This is a genomic window from Methylobacterium sp. CCH5-D2 (assembly GCF_001556475.1).
Classification (GTDB): domain Bacteria; phylum Pseudomonadota; class Alphaproteobacteria; order Rhizobiales; family Beijerinckiaceae; genus Methylobacterium; species Methylobacterium hispanicum.
The window spans coordinates 1-15,489 of record NZ_LSIX01000857.1 but is presented as its reverse complement, the minus strand read 5'-3'; the positions used below and the strand labels follow the sequence as shown (position 1 = coordinate 15,489).

The 15,489-nt window shown below is 72.9% G+C and carries 21 protein-coding genes; 8 read left to right on the top strand and 13 right to left on the bottom strand.

The features are described 5' to 3' along the window. A partial coding sequence (locus tag AX737_RS22590) for a L,D-transpeptidase (RefSeq protein ID WP_082773239.1) occupies window positions 1–672 on the top strand: 672 nt, incomplete at its 5' end. Here AX737_RS22590 and AX737_RS22585 read toward each other — a convergent pair. After that, window positions 666–902, bottom strand: a complete 237-nt coding sequence (locus AX737_RS22585) for a hypothetical protein (protein WP_066925086.1) — start codon at window positions 900–902, stop codon at window positions 666–668. The genes AX737_RS22590 and AX737_RS22585 overlap by 7 nt on opposite strands. A gap of 172 nt (window positions 903–1,074) precedes the next feature. On the opposite strand from AX737_RS22585, the gene AX737_RS22580 reads away from it, so the two are divergent. Both AX737_RS22580 and AX737_RS22575 read left to right on the top strand, forming a co-directional pair. Then, the gene (locus AX737_RS22580; RefSeq protein ID WP_066925097.1) at window positions 1,075–1,437 is read left to right on the top strand and encodes a hypothetical protein; all 363 of its coding nucleotides are present in this window, start codon (window positions 1,075–1,077) and stop codon (window positions 1,435–1,437) included. Window positions 1,438–1,515: 78 nt separating this feature from the next. Next, window positions 1,516–1,827 (top strand): cupin domain-containing protein, encoded by a 312-nt coding sequence (locus tag AX737_RS22575; protein ID WP_066925094.1) that lies wholly within the window; start codon window positions 1,516–1,518, stop codon window positions 1,825–1,827. 46 nt (window positions 1,828–1,873) lie between these two features. Here AX737_RS22575 and AX737_RS22570 read toward each other — a convergent pair whose 3' ends face one another. Next, window positions 1,874–2,302, bottom strand: a complete 429-nt coding sequence (locus AX737_RS22570) for a L,D-transpeptidase (RefSeq protein ID WP_238230011.1) — start codon at window positions 2,300–2,302, stop codon at window positions 1,874–1,876. Window positions 2,303–2,559: 257 nt separating this feature from the next. Further along, window positions 2,560–3,195 carry a 5,6-dimethylbenzimidazole synthase gene (gene bluB, locus AX737_RS22565; RefSeq protein ID WP_066925092.1) on the bottom strand — a complete coding sequence of 212 codons (636 nt, stop codon included), beginning with the start codon at window positions 3,193–3,195 and terminating at the stop codon, window positions 2,560–2,562. 390 nt (window positions 3,196–3,585) lie between these two features. Between bluB and AX737_RS22560 the strand changes: the two genes are divergently transcribed. After that, entirely contained in the window at window positions 3,586–3,945 is a 360-nt protein-coding gene (locus AX737_RS22560; RefSeq protein ID WP_066925082.1) for a DUF2794 domain-containing protein, read from the top strand. A 168-nt stretch (window positions 3,946–4,113) separates the two neighbouring features. On the opposite strand, the gene AX737_RS22555 is transcribed toward AX737_RS22560, so the two are convergent. Together AX737_RS22555 and AX737_RS22550 are read right to left on the bottom strand one after the other, a co-directional pair. Next, the gene (locus AX737_RS22555; protein ID WP_066925080.1) at window positions 4,114–4,557 is read right to left on the bottom strand and encodes a DMT family transporter; all 444 of its coding nucleotides are present in this window, start codon (window positions 4,555–4,557) and stop codon (window positions 4,114–4,116) included. A gap of 151 nt (window positions 4,558–4,708) precedes the next feature. After that, window positions 4,709–5,476 carry a Bax inhibitor-1/YccA family protein gene (locus tag AX737_RS22550; RefSeq protein ID WP_066925078.1) on the bottom strand — a complete coding sequence of 256 codons (768 nt, stop codon included), beginning with the start codon at window positions 5,474–5,476 and terminating at the stop codon, window positions 4,709–4,711. 327 nt (window positions 5,477–5,803) lie between these two features. On the opposite strand from AX737_RS22550, the gene AX737_RS22545 reads away from it, so the two are divergent. Together AX737_RS22545 and AX737_RS22540 are read left to right on the top strand one after the other, a co-directional pair. Next, on the top strand, window positions 5,804–6,145 hold the full coding sequence (locus AX737_RS22545) for a BrnT family toxin (protein ID WP_066925076.1): 342 nt from the start codon (window positions 5,804–5,806) through the stop codon (window positions 6,143–6,145). After that, window positions 6,138–6,386, top strand: a complete 249-nt coding sequence (locus AX737_RS22540) for a BrnA antitoxin family protein (RefSeq protein WP_238229983.1) — start codon at window positions 6,138–6,140, stop codon at window positions 6,384–6,386. Before AX737_RS22545 ends, AX737_RS22540 begins: the two co-directional genes overlap by 8 nt. A 31-nt stretch (window positions 6,387–6,417) precedes the next feature. Here the strand turns inward: AX737_RS22540 and AX737_RS22535 are convergent, their stop codons facing one another. Beyond that, a complete protein-coding gene (locus AX737_RS22535; RefSeq protein WP_066925072.1) occupies window positions 6,418–8,982 on the bottom strand; it encodes an FtsX-like permease family protein in 2,565 nt (854 codons plus the stop codon). After that, window positions 8,982–9,656, bottom strand: coding sequence for an ABC transporter ATP-binding protein (locus AX737_RS22530; protein ID WP_066925090.1), 675 nt, complete (start codon window positions 9,654–9,656; stop codon window positions 8,982–8,984). The genes AX737_RS22535 and AX737_RS22530 overlap by 1 nt, the downstream gene beginning before the upstream one ends. A 333-nt stretch (window positions 9,657–9,989) precedes the next feature. Between AX737_RS22530 and AX737_RS22525 the strand changes: the two genes are divergently transcribed. Then, window positions 9,990–10,595, top strand: coding sequence for an arylesterase (locus AX737_RS22525; RefSeq protein WP_066925088.1), 606 nt, complete (start codon window positions 9,990–9,992; stop codon window positions 10,593–10,595). Window positions 10,596–10,608: 13 nt separating this feature from the next. Continuing rightward, a complete protein-coding gene (gene thpR, locus AX737_RS22520) occupies window positions 10,609–11,148 on the top strand; it encodes an RNA 2',3'-cyclic phosphodiesterase (RefSeq protein WP_066925070.1) in 540 nt (179 codons plus the stop codon). 7 nt (window positions 11,149–11,155) lie between these two features. On the opposite strand, the gene coaA is transcribed toward thpR, so the two are convergent. The 6 genes from coaA to hisH form a co-directional block, all read right to left on the bottom strand. Then, complete coding sequence (coaA, locus tag AX737_RS22515) at window positions 11,156–12,157, bottom strand: type I pantothenate kinase (protein WP_066925068.1); 1,002 nt, start codon at window positions 12,155–12,157, stop codon at window positions 11,156–11,158. Beyond that, window positions 12,154–12,477, bottom strand: coding sequence for a phosphoribosyl-ATP diphosphatase (locus tag AX737_RS22510; protein ID WP_066925066.1), 324 nt, complete (start codon window positions 12,475–12,477; stop codon window positions 12,154–12,156). Before AX737_RS22510 ends, coaA begins: the two co-directional genes overlap by 4 nt. Before the next feature lie 130 nt (window positions 12,478–12,607). Then, on the bottom strand, window positions 12,608–13,384 hold the full coding sequence (gene hisF / locus AX737_RS22505; RefSeq protein WP_066925063.1) for an imidazole glycerol phosphate synthase subunit HisF: 777 nt from the start codon (window positions 13,382–13,384) through the stop codon (window positions 12,608–12,610). A gap of 9 nt (window positions 13,385–13,393) precedes the next feature. Continuing rightward, window positions 13,394–13,879: a DUF29 domain-containing protein gene (locus AX737_RS22500; protein WP_066925061.1), complete on the bottom strand. Its 486-nt coding sequence runs from the start codon at window positions 13,877–13,879 to the stop codon at window positions 13,394–13,396. A 39-nt stretch (window positions 13,880–13,918) separates the two neighbouring features. Further along, complete coding sequence (hisA, locus tag AX737_RS22495) at window positions 13,919–14,662, bottom strand: 1-(5-phosphoribosyl)-5-[(5-phosphoribosylamino)methylideneamino]imidazole-4-carboxamide isomerase (protein WP_066925058.1); 744 nt, start codon at window positions 14,660–14,662, stop codon at window positions 13,919–13,921. A gap of 38 nt (window positions 14,663–14,700) precedes the next feature. After that, window positions 14,701–15,354 (bottom strand): imidazole glycerol phosphate synthase subunit HisH, encoded by a 654-nt coding sequence (gene hisH, locus AX737_RS22490; RefSeq protein ID WP_066925056.1) that lies wholly within the window; start codon window positions 15,352–15,354, stop codon window positions 14,701–14,703. Between the last annotated feature and the right edge of the window lie 135 nt (window positions 15,355–15,489).

Sequence of the window (15,489 nt, the reverse complement as noted above, 5' to 3'; positions counted from 1 at the left end):
CTCCTCTGCGCCCTCCCCCTCTGCCTCGCCCTCGCCCCGGCGCGGGCGGACGTGCTGATCCGGATCGACAAGGACACGCAGACCATGGCGGTCAGCGTGAACGGGCAGCCGCGCTTCTCCTGGCCGGTCTCGACGGGCAAGGCCGGGTACGACACGCCGAACGGCAGCTACCGGCCGCAGCGCATGGCCCGCACCCATTTCTCGCGGGAATGGGACGACGCGCCGATGCCCCACTCCATCTTCTTCACCGGCTCCGGCCACGCCATCCACGGCTCCTCGCACCTCTCGGCGCTCGGGCGCCCGGCCTCGCACGGCTGCGTCCGCCTCGCGCCGGGCAAGGCCGCCGCCCTGTTCCGGCTGGTGAAGCAGGAGGGGCCGGGCAACACCCGCATCGTGGTCCAGGGCGAGGCCGCCCCGCGCGTCGCGAGCCGCGGCGGGGTCCGCACCGCCCGGGGCCGCAACCCCTACGAATCGGACGGGGTGATGTCGGCCGGGATGCAGATGGGCCGCGGCGCCGACGCGCCCGCCCCCCTGCGCCGCGCCCCGCGGGGCTACGCGGCGCCCGGCCCCTACGGGTACGGGCAGGGAGACGGCTACGGCTACGGCTACGGCCGGTCGTACGGCTACGCGCCGGCCTATGGCGGGGCGGTCTACCTCTCCGACGGCTACTGAGCCCCGTCGGCGGGCACGGCCGTGAGCTCGGCCTGGAAGCCCGCCAGATAGGCGGTCAGCCGGGCGGCGAGCGCGGCGTCGGCGCACTGCACCCAGAGCGGCGCCGGCAGGGCCGCCCGGTCGAGCCCGACCAGCAGCCGCTCGGCCATGAGGGCGGCCTCCCGCTCGCGCGAGGCCGCCAGGAGCCGGGTGCCGGCCGGCGTTCCGACCAGGATCGCGATGCGCGCCATGCCGGGATAACGGTCGGGGCGGCCCCGGCGTTGCGCAAGACGCGCACGGGCCGCGTGCGGCAAGCTGAACCGTTCCTGTCCGCCGCCTTCAGGCCTCCTGCATCCGGGCCGGTGCAGTCTGCGGGTGTGGGCGGCCGATCCGGCCGCGCCCCGCACGGACCCGGACCAGGCCATGACGAGACTCCCCGCGCTCGCGGCCGCCGCCCTCATCGGCGTCGGCGCCCTCACCTCCACGGCGGCCGAGGCCAGGGGCCGCGGCGGCGCGCTCGCCGCCGGCCTGATCGGCGGCCTCGCGGCCGGCGCCCTCATCGGGGCCGCCGCCTCCGCCCACGCCGAGCCGGCCTACGGGTACGGCTACGCGCCGCCCCCGCCGCCGCGCGCCTACGGCTACGCCCCGGCCTACGATGCCCGCCCGCGCGTGGTCTACGAGGAGCCGGTCTACGAGACCCGCCGGGTCATCGCCTACGAGCGCGTGCCCGTCGGCTACGCCCCGGTCCGGCGCCGTTGGGACGGTCCCTACGGCGAGCGCTGGTAGGCCGCGGCCGAACCGTTGGCCGGCCGACGGGAACGGCCGGCCCTTCGCCCCGTTCTGGTGGACGCGAAGGAGAGCAACATGACGACAGGCAAGATCGCGAGCGCCCAGGCGCCCGCGGGCGAGGACGGCGAGATCGGCCTCGCCCGGGGCGAGCGCCTCGCCATGCGGATGTGGCGCGACGAGCCGCCGAACGCCGACAAGCCGACCTCGGTCTCGGCCCACGAGACCGTCGGCTACGTGCTCAAGGGCCGGGCCGAGCTGGTGCTCGCGGGCGAGACCGTGCGGCTCGAGCCCGGCGATTCCTGGCTGGTGCCGGCCGGCATCGAGCACACCTACCGCATCCTCGAGACCTTCACGGCCATCGAGGCCACCGCCCCGCCGGCCGCGTAGAGGCCCGCGCTCGCCGCAGGTCGGCCGACCTGCGGCGACGGCGCGCTCATCGCACCATCGTCACGGTCGCGCCGACCTCGACCCGCTGGTAGAGATCGACCACGTCCTGGTTGTACATGCGGATGCAGCCGTAGGACGCGAAGGTGCCGATCGAGCTCGGCCGGTTGGTGCCGTGGATCGCGTACTGCCCGCCCGACAGCGTCAGCGCCGCCGCGCCCATCGGGTTGCCGGGCGAGCCCCCCGCGATCAGGTTCGGCAGGCGCGGGTTGTCGCGCTTCACCTCCGCGGGCGGCGACCAGGCGGGCCGCACGTACTTCCCGTCGATGGCGGTCGTGCCGAACCACTGCTTGCCGGGCCGGCCCACCGCCACGGGGTAGCGGATCGCCGTGCCGTCGCCGTTGACGAGATAGAGCCGGCGCTCGGACGCGCTCACCACCACCGAGCCGGGCGCCGCCGCGTACGGGAAGGCCACCATCTCGCGGGCCTCCGCGCGCCCCGTTCCCTGAGCTGCCCCAAGAGCCGCCAGCCCGATGCCGGCGAGCCCCGCCCAAACCCTCGATCGACCCGCCATCGTCCTTCTCCGCCAAGCGTGACCGTGATGCCCGCCGAGTAAGTCGCGGGTTCGCTTTCGCGTTCCGGAAAAAGCTTGGTTGACGAGGGGTTTGTGGGGGTCCATCGCGCGGATGGGTAAAAGGCGCGGCGATCCGTTCGCTCAAGGGCGCGGCGTCGCCTTCAGCGCTCGGTAAGGTCGAGCGGCCCGCGCGCCTGCCAGCCGTGGCGGGCGAGTTCCGGGTCGGCGTGCTCCTCCACCGGCCAGCCGAGGCAGAGATAGGCCACGAGGTGCCAGGATGCCGGCACGTCGAGGAGCGCGGTGACCGCCTCCGGCTCTAGGATCGAGACCCAGCCGACGCCGAGCCCCCGGGCGCGGGCCGCGAGCCAGAGCGTCTGCACCGCGCCGACGACCGAGTAGCGCAGCATCTCCGGCATGGTCGCCCGGCCGAGCCCGTGGCCGGCTTCCGTGTCCGCGTCGCAGAACACCGCCAGATGCACGGGCGCCTCGCGCAGGCCCGCGAGCTTCAGGGCCCGGTACCGCGCGGCCCGCTCGGGAGCGTAGCCCAGCGCCGCGTCGCTGTTGCAGCGCGCGAAGCTCGCCGCGACCCCCGCCCGGCGCCCCGGGTCGGCGACGCGCACGAAGCGCCAGGGCTGGCTGTTGCCGACGGAGGGGCTCAGATGCGCCTCGTCCAGGCAGGCGCGCAGGGTCGCCTCCGGCACCGGGTCGGTGCGGAAGCGGCGCACGTCGCGCCGCCACGCGAACAGGTCGCGCAGGGATCGGCGGAAGGCCTCGTCGAAGGTGGGCGGCGCGCTCATCGTCCGGCCGCTCATAGCCGCATCCGCGCCCGGGGCGCAGCCAGAAAAAAGGCCGCCCGGGGTGGGGCGGCCTGGAGTCCTTGGGTCTCGAAACCTCTGGAGTGCCGGGATCGTGGGAGCCGGACGGCGGCCGAGGGCTGGGGAGCTCGGGTTTCGGACGCCGGCCGGGCACGGGCCCGACGAGATTTCAGGGCCTGTTGTGCTGCCGCAACAAGGCCCGGAAAAGGCGCGATCTGGGCGAAATCGTGGTGCTTCGCGTCTTCCGCGTTGCCCGATCGACACAGGCGATCGGCCCGCGGTCCCGGATGGCCCCCTTGCGGCCGGCACGGGCGCCGCCCATCATTCCCGCTCACGAGCCGATTCAGGGAACGGGCGCGGGACGGAGGGGGAATGAGCGAGCGGACGGTCGACGACGTGACGATGCGGGTGATCCCTTTCCCGAACGCGCCGAGCCCCCCGCAGATCGCCTTCCACCGCGACGAGCTGCGCACGATCTTCAACCTCTACGGCCGCCGCGTCGCCGAGGGCGAGTGGCGCGACTACGCCCTCGATTTCCGGCGCGACAAGGCGGTGTTCTCGATCTACCGCCGCGCCTCCGAGATGCCGCTCTACCGCATCGAGAAGGACCCGAAGCTCGCCCGCCGCCAGGGCGCCTACGCGGTGATCGCGGCGAGCGGCCTCGTGCTGAAGCGCGGCCACGACCTCGCCCGGGTCATCGCCGTGCTGGAGAAGCCGCTCCGGGCCGTCTGAACGGTTCGGGGATCCCCAAGGGTGTCACACCCTTGGGCGGGGTCCCGGGGTGGAACCCCGGGTTGGAACCGTCGCCCCGGCGAAGCCGGGGTGACGGTTCCAAATGCAGGGCTCTGCCCTGCACCCGCGAAAGGTCTCGACCTTTCGAAACCAGGACCCTGGCGCGTCTCAGAATATCGCGACTAGCCCCACGCCCGCGATCATCAGCACGGCGCCCAGGACGCGCCACAGGCTCGCCGAGTGCTGCGGGAAGCCGATCAGGCCGTAATGGTCGAGCGCGATCGAGGCGCAGACGCCGACCGTCACGATGATGCCGAGGAAGCTCGCCGCGCCGATCGCCGGCGAGGCGTAGAGCTGGGCCAGGATCAGCAGGACGCTCAGCACGCCGCCGGCCCAGGCCCACCAGGGCACGGCGGCCGCCTGCTCGGCGCTGGGCCAGACGAGCTTGCCCGTCGCGAGGCCGCCGGCCAGCAGGACCGCCGTGCTGACCAGGAGCGTCACCAGGGCGGCCGTGACCGGCACGCCGAGGGATTTCGCGAGCGTCGCGTTCTGCCCCGGCTGGATCGCGTTGGCGAGGCCGGCGAGGGCCGTGAGAGCATAGAGGAACCACATGACGGGCCAACCACCGCGCCAGGATCGGTTTCCGCACGGAGCCGGCCCTGCGTCGGTTCATCGCTGGCGCGCCGGAGAGCCCGATGGTCGGCCCAAAAAAAAGCCCCGGCTCGCGCCGGGGCTCTTCCGATCCGTTCCGGATCCGTCGGGCTCAGCGGCGGTCGCCGAGGAGCGAGAGCAGGAACTGGAACATGTTGATGAAGTCGAGGTACAGCGTCAGGGCGCCGTTCACCGACATCTTGGCCGCGCCCTCGGCATCGACGCCGCTGTAGAGGAACATCTCCTTCAGCTTCTGCGTGTCGTAGGCGGTGAGGCCCGCGAAGATCAGCACGCCGAGCACCGAGATCGCGAACTGCAGCGCGCTGGACGCCAGGAAGATGTTGACCAGCGAGGCGATGATCAGACCGATCAGGCCCATGATCAGGAACGAGCCCATCCCCGAGAGGCTGCGCTTCGTGGTGTAGCCGTAGAGGCTCAGGCCGCCGAAGGTCGCCGCGGTGATGAAGAACACCCGCACCACGCTCGCGCCCGTGAAGACGAGGAGCAGCGTCGACATCGACGCGCCCATCACGGCCGCGAAGGCGAAGAACATCGTCCGGGCGGACGAGGCCGACATCCGGTCCATCCGCATCGAGAAGACGAAGATGAACACGAGGGGGGCGAACATCAGCACCCACTTGAGGGGGGTGTTGTAGAGGGTCTGGCCGAAGGGCGTCAGCGCGAGCCGGCCCGTCTCGGTCGTCGCGGTCGCGGCCATGTTGAGGCCGAGCGCCACGAGGCCCGAGATCCCGAGGCCGACGACCATGTTGTTGTAGACGCCGAGCATGAAGCTGCGCAGGCCCTGGTCGACGTCGACCTGCGTGCCGGCGTATCCCGGCGCCTGGGCGCCGTACCGGAAGGGGCTGTTGTCGAATGCCATGGGAGTTCCCTTGAGGATGCTCTCTCAGCGTGGTGTTCGGACGAGGCCCACGCGGGGACCTCTGGCGCCGGAGAGCGCCTCGCCACCGAATATGTTGCGTCGCGAGGCGGCACACAAGGCCTCCGCCGAGCTTGCAGGGCCTGTTTTCGAGCCCGGAATCCTTTAATTTTGTTCATGAAATTCGGGATTAAACCGCGCCCGGCGGTCGTTCTCCGGCATTCGATTCCGGGCTTCCGGCCGGTCTGGAAGCGTGCTCATCCAGGCCGTCCGCAGCGCTGGCGGGCGCTCCGCCGCACGGAGGAGCCGACGGGGACCGATGCACCGGCCATGGGTGAGAACGAGCGCACGGTCTGGGACGATGCGAAGAGTGCGCTGAACCTGGATCGGCGCGCGATCGATTTCGCCGATCTCGACGAGATCTTCGATGGCCGCTTCGTCGTGGTGGCAGTGGACGCGCGCCGGAATTACGGTGAGCCGCGCTTCAACATGCTGGCGGAGCACCACGGCGTCGTCCTGAACGTGACATTCACGCCGCGAGGACCGAAATATCGCATCATCTCCGCCCGCATCGCGAATCGGAAGGAGCGAGGGATCTACCATGCCAAGCGGCAAACCAGCGGCTGCGCGGACCGGCCGCACGGATTGGGCGGCCCTGCGATCGATGCCTGAGGACGAGATCGAGCGCGCCGCGGCGCAGGACGAGGACAATCCGACGACGGACGAGGGCCATTGGGCCCGCGCCGCGGTCGGCCTTCCCGCGCACGACGAGGCGCCGACAAAGGCCACGATCCAGGCCAGCTTCGATCGGGACGTGGTGGAGTTCTTCAAGCGGGGCGGCCGCGGTTACCAAGCCCGGATGAACGCTGTTCTGCGCCGCTACATGGAGGCGGAGAAGGAGCGGACGCCGTAACGTCAGCTCCTTCTCGCACGCGGCACCCCGCTCACAATCCCCGCAGGTAGGGCGCGGGCTTCTGCCCCAGGATGCGCCACGTGCCGGCAAGCCCGAGGCCGACCGCCAGGACCACCGCGAGGCCCGCGGCGACGAGCGCCCCCGAGAGGTCGAGCACGAAGTCGAGCCGCATCACCCGCGTGACGATGACCCAGCCCGCGAGCCCGCCCGCGACCATCCCGAACAGGGCGGTGGCGAGCCCGAGCGCCCCGTATTCGAGGCCGTAGGCGGCGAGCAGGCGGGCCCTCCCGGCCCCCAGCACCTTCAGCACCACCGCGTCGTAGAGCCGGGCCCGGTGCCCGGCCGCGACCGCGCCCGCCAGCACGAGGAGGCTCGCCAGCACCGCGACCGCGCTGGCGCCGCGGATGGCGAGCACCAGCTTGCCCACGAGGTCGCCGACCGCGTCGAGGGCGTCCTTCACCCGCACGCTGGTGACGGACGGGAAGGTGTGGGCGGCGTCGCGCAGGATGCGGTTCTCGGCCGCCCCGTCGGTGCCGCCGGGCAGGCTCAGCGTCGCGAGGTCGGCGTGCGGCGCGCCCCGGAAGGTGCCGGGCGAGAACACCATCACGAAGTTGATGCCGAGGTTGCGCCACTCGACCTTGCGCAGGTTCGCGATCCGCGCCGTGATCGGGCGGCCGAGCACGTTGACCGTGACCTCGCTGCCGATCTTCAGGCCGAGCTGCCGCGCCAGTTCCGCCTCGAACGAGACGAGGGGCGTCCGCGCCTCCTCCGCGCTCCACCACCGGCCCGCGGTCAGCACCGAGCCCTCGGGCAGGTCGTCCGCGTAGGTGATGCCGCGGTCGCCGTCGAGCACCCAGGCGGCGTCCTCCGGCGGCCGGATCTTGGCGGCGGGCACGCCGTCGAGGGCGACGATGCGCCCGCGCATCATCGGCACGCGCTCGATCTTTCCGTTCGGCGCGGCCTTGGCCAGGAAGTCGTGGAAGCGGTCGGCATCCGCGGACGGGATGTCGAGGAAGAACAGATTGGGGGCCTTGGCGGGCAGGCTGGCGGAGATCGTCCGGCGCACGTTGGCGTCGATCAGGCTGAGCGTCACGAGGAGCGTCACGCCGAGGCCCAGCGAGAGCACGATGGTCGGCGTCAAGGCGCCCGGCCGGTGCAGGTTGGCCAGCGCCATGCGGGGCGCCGCGCGCCGCGGGCGCGGCAGGCGGCGGGCGAGCGCCATCAGCCCCGTCGCCACGAGGCGCAGCAATCCGAAGGCGAGGCCCGCCGCCGCGATGAAGACCAGCGCCACGCGCCGGTCGAAGGCGGTGGCCACCCCGAGCGCCACCAGGGCGAGGATCGCCGCGGCGAGCATCAGCCGGTAGCGCGGGCGCGGCCTGGCCGCGGACGGATCGACCGTGTCGCGGAACAGCCCCGAGACCGGCACGTCGTGGGCGCGCCCGAGCGGGGTGATCGCGAAGGCGAAGGCGGTGAGCAGCCCGTAGGCGGCCGCGAGCAGCAGTTCGCCGGGCGCCAGCGTCGGGTTGAGCGGCAGGGGAAGCGCCGCGCCGAACAGGGCGTCGATCACGAAGGGCAGGCTCGCGCCGAGCACCAGCCCGGCCGCGGTGCCGAGGCCGGCGATCAGCATCACCTGCACGAGGTAGAGACCGACCACCTGCGAGCCCGGCATGCCGACGCTCTTCAGGGTGGCGATGGAGCCGCGCTTGCGCTCCACGAAGGCGTGCACGGCGTTCGCGACGCCGACGCCCCCGACGATGAGCGCGGTGAGGCCGACGAGCGTGAGGAACTGGGTGAAGCGCTCGATGCTCTTGGCGAAGCGCGGGTCGGCGTTGGAGCGCGCGCGCATCTCCCAGCCGGCCTCCGGCGCGGCCTTGGCGATGCGGGCGGCCGCCGCGTCGAGGTCGGCGTCCGCGGCGCCCGGCACCGCGATGCGGTAGCTCCAGCGGTTGAGGCTGCCGGGCTGGACGAGGCCGGTGGCGCGCAGCGCCTCCTGCGCGATGATCAGGCGCGGGCCGAAGCCGAGGCCGCCCGCGATCTTGTCGGGCTCGCTCGCCACGGTCGCGCGGATCGCGAAGGGGTGGCCGGCCAGCGTGATCCGGTCGCCGACCTTCAGGTCGAGCCGGGTCAGCAGGGCCGAGTCGGCGACGGCGCCGGGCACGCCGTCCCGGGGGCCGAGCAGTTCGGCGAGGTCCGCGTGCGGCTCGGTGACGAGGACGCCCGCCAGCGGATAGGCCGCGTCGATCGCCTTCAGCTCGACGAGCGCCGCGCCCTCGCCCGCCACCGCCATGGCGCGCAGCGTCGCGACGGTGCCGACCCGGCCCTCGCGCGCCAGCACGGCGCGCTCCTCCGGCGTCGCCTCGCGGTTGATCAGGCTGTAGCTGAGATCGCCGCCGAGGATGCGCCTCCCCTCGCGGCCGAGACCGTCCGAGAGCGAGCGCGAGATCGAGGCGACGCCCGCGATCGCCATCACGCCGAGCGCGATGCAGGCGAGGAAGACGCCGAAGCCCGAGAGGCCGCCGCGGAACTCCCGGAGCGCGAGGCGGAGCGTCAGCGGCAGGCGGCGCGCCCGCTCGGGGGGCGTGAAGGTGCCGTGCATCAGGCGCTCGCCGCGGCGGGGGATGGGGCGTCCTCGGCCTCGATCCGGCCGGAGCGCAGGCGGATGGTGCGGTCGCAGAGCCGCGCGAGGCCTGCATCGTGGGTGACGAGGACGAGGGTGGCGCCGCGGTCGCGCTTCAACCGGAACAGCAGCTCCACGATCTGCCGGCCCGTCGCCTCGTCGAGGTTGCCGGTCGGCTCGTCGGCCACCAGGATCGCCGGATCCGGCGCGATCGCGCGGGCGATGGCGACGCGCTGCTGCTCGCCGCCCGAGAGCTGGGCCGGATAATGGTGCAGCCGGTGCCCGAGCCCGACCGCCTCCAGTTCCGCCCGGGCGCGGGCATGGGCCTCCGGCCGGTCGGCGAGTTCGAGGGGGAGCGCCACGTTCTCCAGCGCCGTCATCGTCGGCACGAGGTGGAAGGCCTGGAACACGATGCCGATGCGCCGGCCGCGGAAGCGCGCCAGCGCGTCCTCGTCGAGATGGCCGAGATCGGTGCCGTCGATCCGGATCGTGCCGGCATCCGGCCGCTCCAGCCCGGCCATCACCATGAGCAGCGTCGACTTGCCCGAGCCCGAGGGGCCGACGAGGCCGACCGCCTCGCCGCGGGCGACGTCGAGCGAGATCCCCCTGAGCACGTGGACGCGGGCGGCGCCGCGCCCGAGGCTGAGATCGATGTCGTGGAGGCCGACCGAGGGGCCGACCGCGGGGCCGACCGCGGGGCCGACCGACTGTGTGCCGCTCGTGTCGCGGGTCTTGTCTGTGCTCACCGGGAGGCCGATCTGTGCGCGATGACGGGACGCATGGCGGATGAGGCTCGGGTGTGGCGGCAGCGAAATCGGTGCGCGACGACACCCGGCGGTTGCGGGGGCGATATGGGATCATCCGGGGGCGGACGCCAAGTGCCCGGTCGGCAAGTGCCCGGACGGCAAGTGTCCGGACGGCGGGTGCGCCATGATGGCCCGCTGCGCCGCCTCATCGCCCTCCTCCTCGCCGCGCTGGCCCTGCTGATGCCGGCGGCCCTCCCGGCGGGCGCGGAGCCCGCCCGCACCCTCAAGCTCGTGGCCCTGGGCGACAGCCTGACCGCCGGCTACCGCCTGCCCGCGGACGCCGCCTTCCCGGCGGTGCTGGAGCGGGAGCTGACGAAGCGCGGCCGGGCGGTCGCGGTCGCCAACGCGGGCGTCTCGGGCGACACCGCGACGGGCGGGCTCGACCGGGTCGACTGGTCGGTTCCGGACGGGACCGACGGCGTCATCCTCGAACTCGGCGCCAACGACATGCTGCGCGGCACCGACCCGGCCGTGACGCGGAAGGCGCTGGACAGCATCATCACCCGGCTGAAGGACCGCGGCATCCCGGTCCTGCTCGCGGGGATGCGCGCCTCGGCCAATCTCGGGCCGGACTACGTGGCCCGCTTCGACGCGATCTATCCCGATCTCGCTCAGGCGCACGGGCTGGTGCTCTACCCGTTCTTCCTGGCGGGCGTGGCGGGCGAGCGCGGGCTCAACCTCGACGACGGCCTGCACCCGAACCCGCGGGGCGTGGGGGCGATCGTCACGGGCATCCTGCCCGCGGTCGAGAGCTTCCTCGGCCGGCTGGGCAAGTCCGAGCGCTGAGGGGAGCCGCCCGATGCCGCGCCTGTTCACCGGGCTGGCCGTGCCCTCGGAGATCGGCGCGCGCCTCGCCCGCTTCCGCGGCGGCCTGCCCGGCGCCCGCTGGGTCGAGGCCACGGACTACCACGTGACGCTGCGCTTCCTCGGCGACATCGACGCGGACGTGGCCGAGGACGTGCTGGAGGCGCTCGCCGGCCTGCGGGCGCGGGATCCGGTCCCGGTCGTGCTCGAGGGGCTCGGCGCCTTCGGGGGCGACCGGCCGCGGGCGCTCTTCGCCGCGGTGGCGCAGGATCCGGCCCTGATGGACCTGCAGGCCGAGCAGGAGCGGCTGGTGCGCCGGGCCGGCGTCGCGCCCGAGACGCGCCGCTTCACGCCCCACGTCACCCTCGCCCGTCTCAAGCGCGAGGCGAGCCCCGAGGCGGTGGCGATGTACGTCGCCCAGAGCGGCCTGTTCGAGCCGCTGCGCTTCGAGGCGCGCGCCGTCACCGTGTTCTCCGCCCGCGAATCGACGGGCGGCGGGCCCTACATCGCGGAGGCCGAATTCCCCTTCGCCTGATCGCGCCTCAGAGCCGGCGCAGCGCCACGCTCTCGATGCGGTGGCTCGCGCCCTTCGACAGGATCAGGCTGGCGCGCTGGCGCGTGGGCAGGATGTTCTCGACGAGGTTGGGCAGGTTGATCGTGGTCCAGAGCCGATCGGCGATGGCCAGCGCCTCCGCCTCCGGCACCTCGGCGTATTTGCGGAAGTAGGAGCGCGGATCGCGAAACGCCGTCTGGCGCAGCTTCATGAAGCGGGTGACGTACCAGCGGTGCAGGTCGTCCTCGTGCCCGTCGAGGTAGATCGAGAAGTCGAAGAAGTCCGACACGAAGGGGATCGCCGTGCCGTCCCGCGGCAGGCGGGCGGGCTGGAGCACGTTCAGCCCCTCGACGATCAGGATGTCGGGGCTCTCCACCACCCGCTCCTCGCCGGGCACCCGGTCGTAGACGAGGTGGGAGTAGAGCGGCGCCGTCACGCGGCCGTGGCCGGCCTTCACGTCGTGCAGGAAGCGGAGCAGCGCCGCCGTGTCGTAGCTCTCGGGGAAGCCCTTGCGCTCCATCAGGCCGGCGGCCGCGAGCTCGGCGTTCGGCAGCAGGAAGCCGTCCGTGGTGACGAGATCGACCTTCGGAGTGTTGGGCCAGCGGGCGAGCAGCGCGGCCAGGATGCGGGCGGTGGTCGACTTGCCGACCGCGACCGAGCCCGCGAGCCCGATGATGTAGGGGGCCTTGCGCTCGCGCTCGGCGATGAGGAAGCGCTGCGTCGCCTTGAACAGCCCCTGCGTCGCCGCGACGTAGAGCGAGAGCAGGCGCGAGAGCGGCAGGTAGATCGCCACCACCTCCTCGATCGAGATGGGGTCGTTGATCGATTGCAGCCGCGTGAGGTCCTCGCTCGAGAGGGTCAGCGGCGTGTCGGCGCGCAGGCTCGCCCACTCGTCCCGGCTGAAGCGGCGGTAGGGCGAGAGCCGGTCCGAGCCCGCGCCGGTCACCGGATCCTGGCCGGTCTCGCCGATCGGGGCCGGGGCGAAGCTCATGTGTGGCGCCTCGCGGCCTTCTCGGCGAGCCCGCTCTGCGCCGTGCGGCGCTCGAGTTCGGCCATCACCGCGTCGAGGCTGACGCCGCCGGCCTGCAGCACCACCATGAGGTGGTAGAGCACGTCCGCGGCCTCCGCCGTCAGCCCCGCCTTGTCCCCCTGGACCGCGGCGATGGCGGCCTCCACCGCCTCCTCGCCGAGCTTCTTGGCCGCCTTGGCGGGGCCGCCCGCGAGGAGCTTCGCCGTATAGGAGGAGTCCGGAGAGGTCCCGGCGCGGCTCGCCACCAGCCGCGCGAGGTCGTTCAACGTGTAATCGCTCATGCAACACCGTGCATCCGGGAGCCCGCAACGGCGCCGCGTATGGCGGGAAATTGCTTTACGCGCGGCCCGCGGGCAAGTCGCCCGGCTGACAGATGGCGTGCCCTCCCCACGACATTCGTCCTAGGGCGCCTCACGCGTCGAGCCGCATGGCGAGGCCGGCCGCCGCCATGTGGGCCTTGGCCTCGGCCACGCTGTGCTGCCCGAAGTGGAAGATCGAGGCGGCCAGCACCGCGCTCGCCCCGCCCTCGGCCACGCCCGCCACGAGGTCGTCGAGGCCGCCGACGCCGCCCGAGGCGATCACCGGCACCGCGACCGCGTCCGCGATGGCCCGGGTCAGCGCGAGGTCGTAGCCCGATCGGGTGCCGTCCCGGTCCATCGAGGTGACGAGCAGCTCGCCCGCGCCCTTTGCCGCCACGGTCCGCGCGAAGGCGATCGCGTCGAGCCCCGTGGGGTTGCGCCCGCCATGGGTGAAGACCTCCCAGCGGGCTGGCTCTCCGGGCCCGGAGACACGCTTGGCGTCGATCGCCACGACGATGCACTGGGCGCCGAACTTCTCCGCCGCGCGGGCGACGAGATCGGGGTCCTTCACGGCCGCCGTGTTGATCGCGACCTTGTCGGCGCCCGCGAGCAGCAGCGCCCGCACGTCCTCGACGGCCCGCACGCCGCCGCCCACGGTCAGCGGCATGAAGCAGGCCTCCGCCGTGCGGCTCACCACGTCGAGCAGCGTGCCGCGGGCCTCGTGGCTCGCGGTGATGTCGAGGAAGCAGAGCTCGTCGGCGCCGGCCGCGTCGTAGGCCTTGGCGGCCTCGACGGGGTCGCCCGCGTCGCGGAGTTCGAGGAACTGCACGCCCTTGACGACGCGGCCGTCCTTGACGTCCAGGCAGGGGATGATGCGGGTCTTGAGCAAGACGGGATCTCAGTCGGTCGTGTCGTCGGGGTCGGCCGGGAAGGGGCGCGCGAGCATCTCCTCCCGGGTGTAGGGGCAGGTCGTCGGAAAGGTCTTGAGCGGCAGGTTGGTCTCGCGGGAGGCCTCCAGTCGTGCGCCGCGATAGGCACGCTCCAACCCCTCGGCCAAGCGGCTCTTGAGGCCGGGATTGTCCTTCAGAACATCCGCCGCGTCGTTCCTGTGGGTCCGGATCGATAGTGCCCAGCCACGGGTCCGGCGCTCGGGCTGATGGTCCCACTTCAGCATGTGCAGCAGGATCACGCGCCAGGCGCTGACCAGGCTGTTGAATTCGCTGCGCCCCAAGCTCTCGATCTCCTCGGCGAGATTCTCGAGGTCGAGGCTCGCGAGGTCGCCGGAGCGCAGGCGCGCGCCCTGCTCCTGCGTCCAGGTGTAGAAATCGTCCTCGTAGGCGGTCCCGGCCTCCTGCGGCCGGGCCGCCGCCTTTACGGCGCTCATCGCAGCCTCCTGGCGCGATCCTGTCGAGCCGTCAGCCTATCACAGGCCGGCCCGGCCGGCTTCCGCGATGGCCTTGAGCGCCGCGCGCGGGTCGATGCGGCCGTCGTAGAGGGCGCGGCCCGTGATGGCGCCCGCGATCAGCGCGCAGTCGGGCTGGAGCAGCCGGTGCACGTCCTCGATCGAGGCGAGCCCCCCTGAGGCGATCACCGGGATGCGCACCGCCTGCGCCAGCGCCAGCGTCATCTCGACGTTGAGGCCCTTGAGGATGCCGTCGCGGGCGATGTCCGTGTAGATGATCGCCGCGACGCCCGCGTCCTCGAAGCGCTGCCCCAATTCCTCGGCGGTCATGCTGGAGGTCTGGGCCCAGCCCTCGACGGCCACGCGCCCGTCCTTCGCGTCGATGCCGACCGCGATCTTGCCGGGATGGAGACGGGCCGCCTCGCGCACGAAGGCGGGGTCGCGCACCGCGGCCGTGCCGATGATGACGCGGGCAATCCCCTTGGCGATCCAGGCGTCCAGGGTCTTCATGTCGCGGATGCCGCCGCCGAGCTGCACCGGAATTCCGACGCGGGCGAGGATCGCGTCGACCGCCGCGGCGTTGCGGGGCTCGCCCGCGAAGGCGCCGTCGAGATCGACCACGTGCAGCCAGGAGAAGCCCTGCTGCTGGAAGGCCTCGGCCTGGGCGGCGGGGTCGTCGTTGAAGACCTTGGCCTGGGCCATGTCGCCCTGCACGAGGCGGACGCAGCGCCCCTCCTTCAGATCGATGGCCGGGTACAGGATCACGCGAAAAGCCCTTTTGCCTCCGAGAGACAGGTCGGTTCTCAGGGGCGCCACTTGAGGAAGTTGGCGAGAAGCGCGAGCCCGAGGCGCTGGCTCTTCTCGGGGTGGAACTGCGTCCCGGCGACGGTGTCGCGGGCGACCATCGCGGTGACGGGGCCGCCGTAATCGACCTCCGCCACCACGTCCGCCGGGCGGTCGGCCTTCAGGGCGTAGCTGTGCACGAAATAGGCGTGAAGCCCCTCGTTTCCCGTCGGGATTCCGGCGAGCAGGGGATGGCTGCCGGCGACCAGCGTGTTCCAGCCCATGTGCGGGATCTTGAGCGTCGGGTCGGCCGGGCGGATCGGCCCGACGTCGCCCGGGATCCAGCCGAGGCCGGGGGTGACCGTGTATTCGAGGCCGCGGGTGGCCAGGAGCTGCATGCCGACGCAGATGCCGAGGAAGGGACGGGCCCGCGCGTGGGCGGCCTCCTCCATCGCCGCCACCATGCCGGGCACGGCGTCGAGGCCGCGGCGGCAATCGGCGTAGGCGCCGACCCCCGGCAGCACCACCCGGTCGGCGGCGGCGACGATGGCGGGATCGCCCGTCACCACGATGCGGCGGTCGACCTCGGCCTCGCGGGCGGCGCGCTCGAAGGCCTTGGCGGCCGAGTGCAGGTTGCCCGAGCCGTAATCGATGATCGCGACGGTCTCGCTCACCGGGTGCCCTCGCTCGCCGGGAACAGGCCGATGACGGGATCGCGCTCCCCCGCGAAGGCCGGGCGCTGGGGCGCCGGGGGCCGGGTCGCGGGGTCGAGCCAACGCGCCATCGCCTTGGCCTCGGCCTCGGCGGGG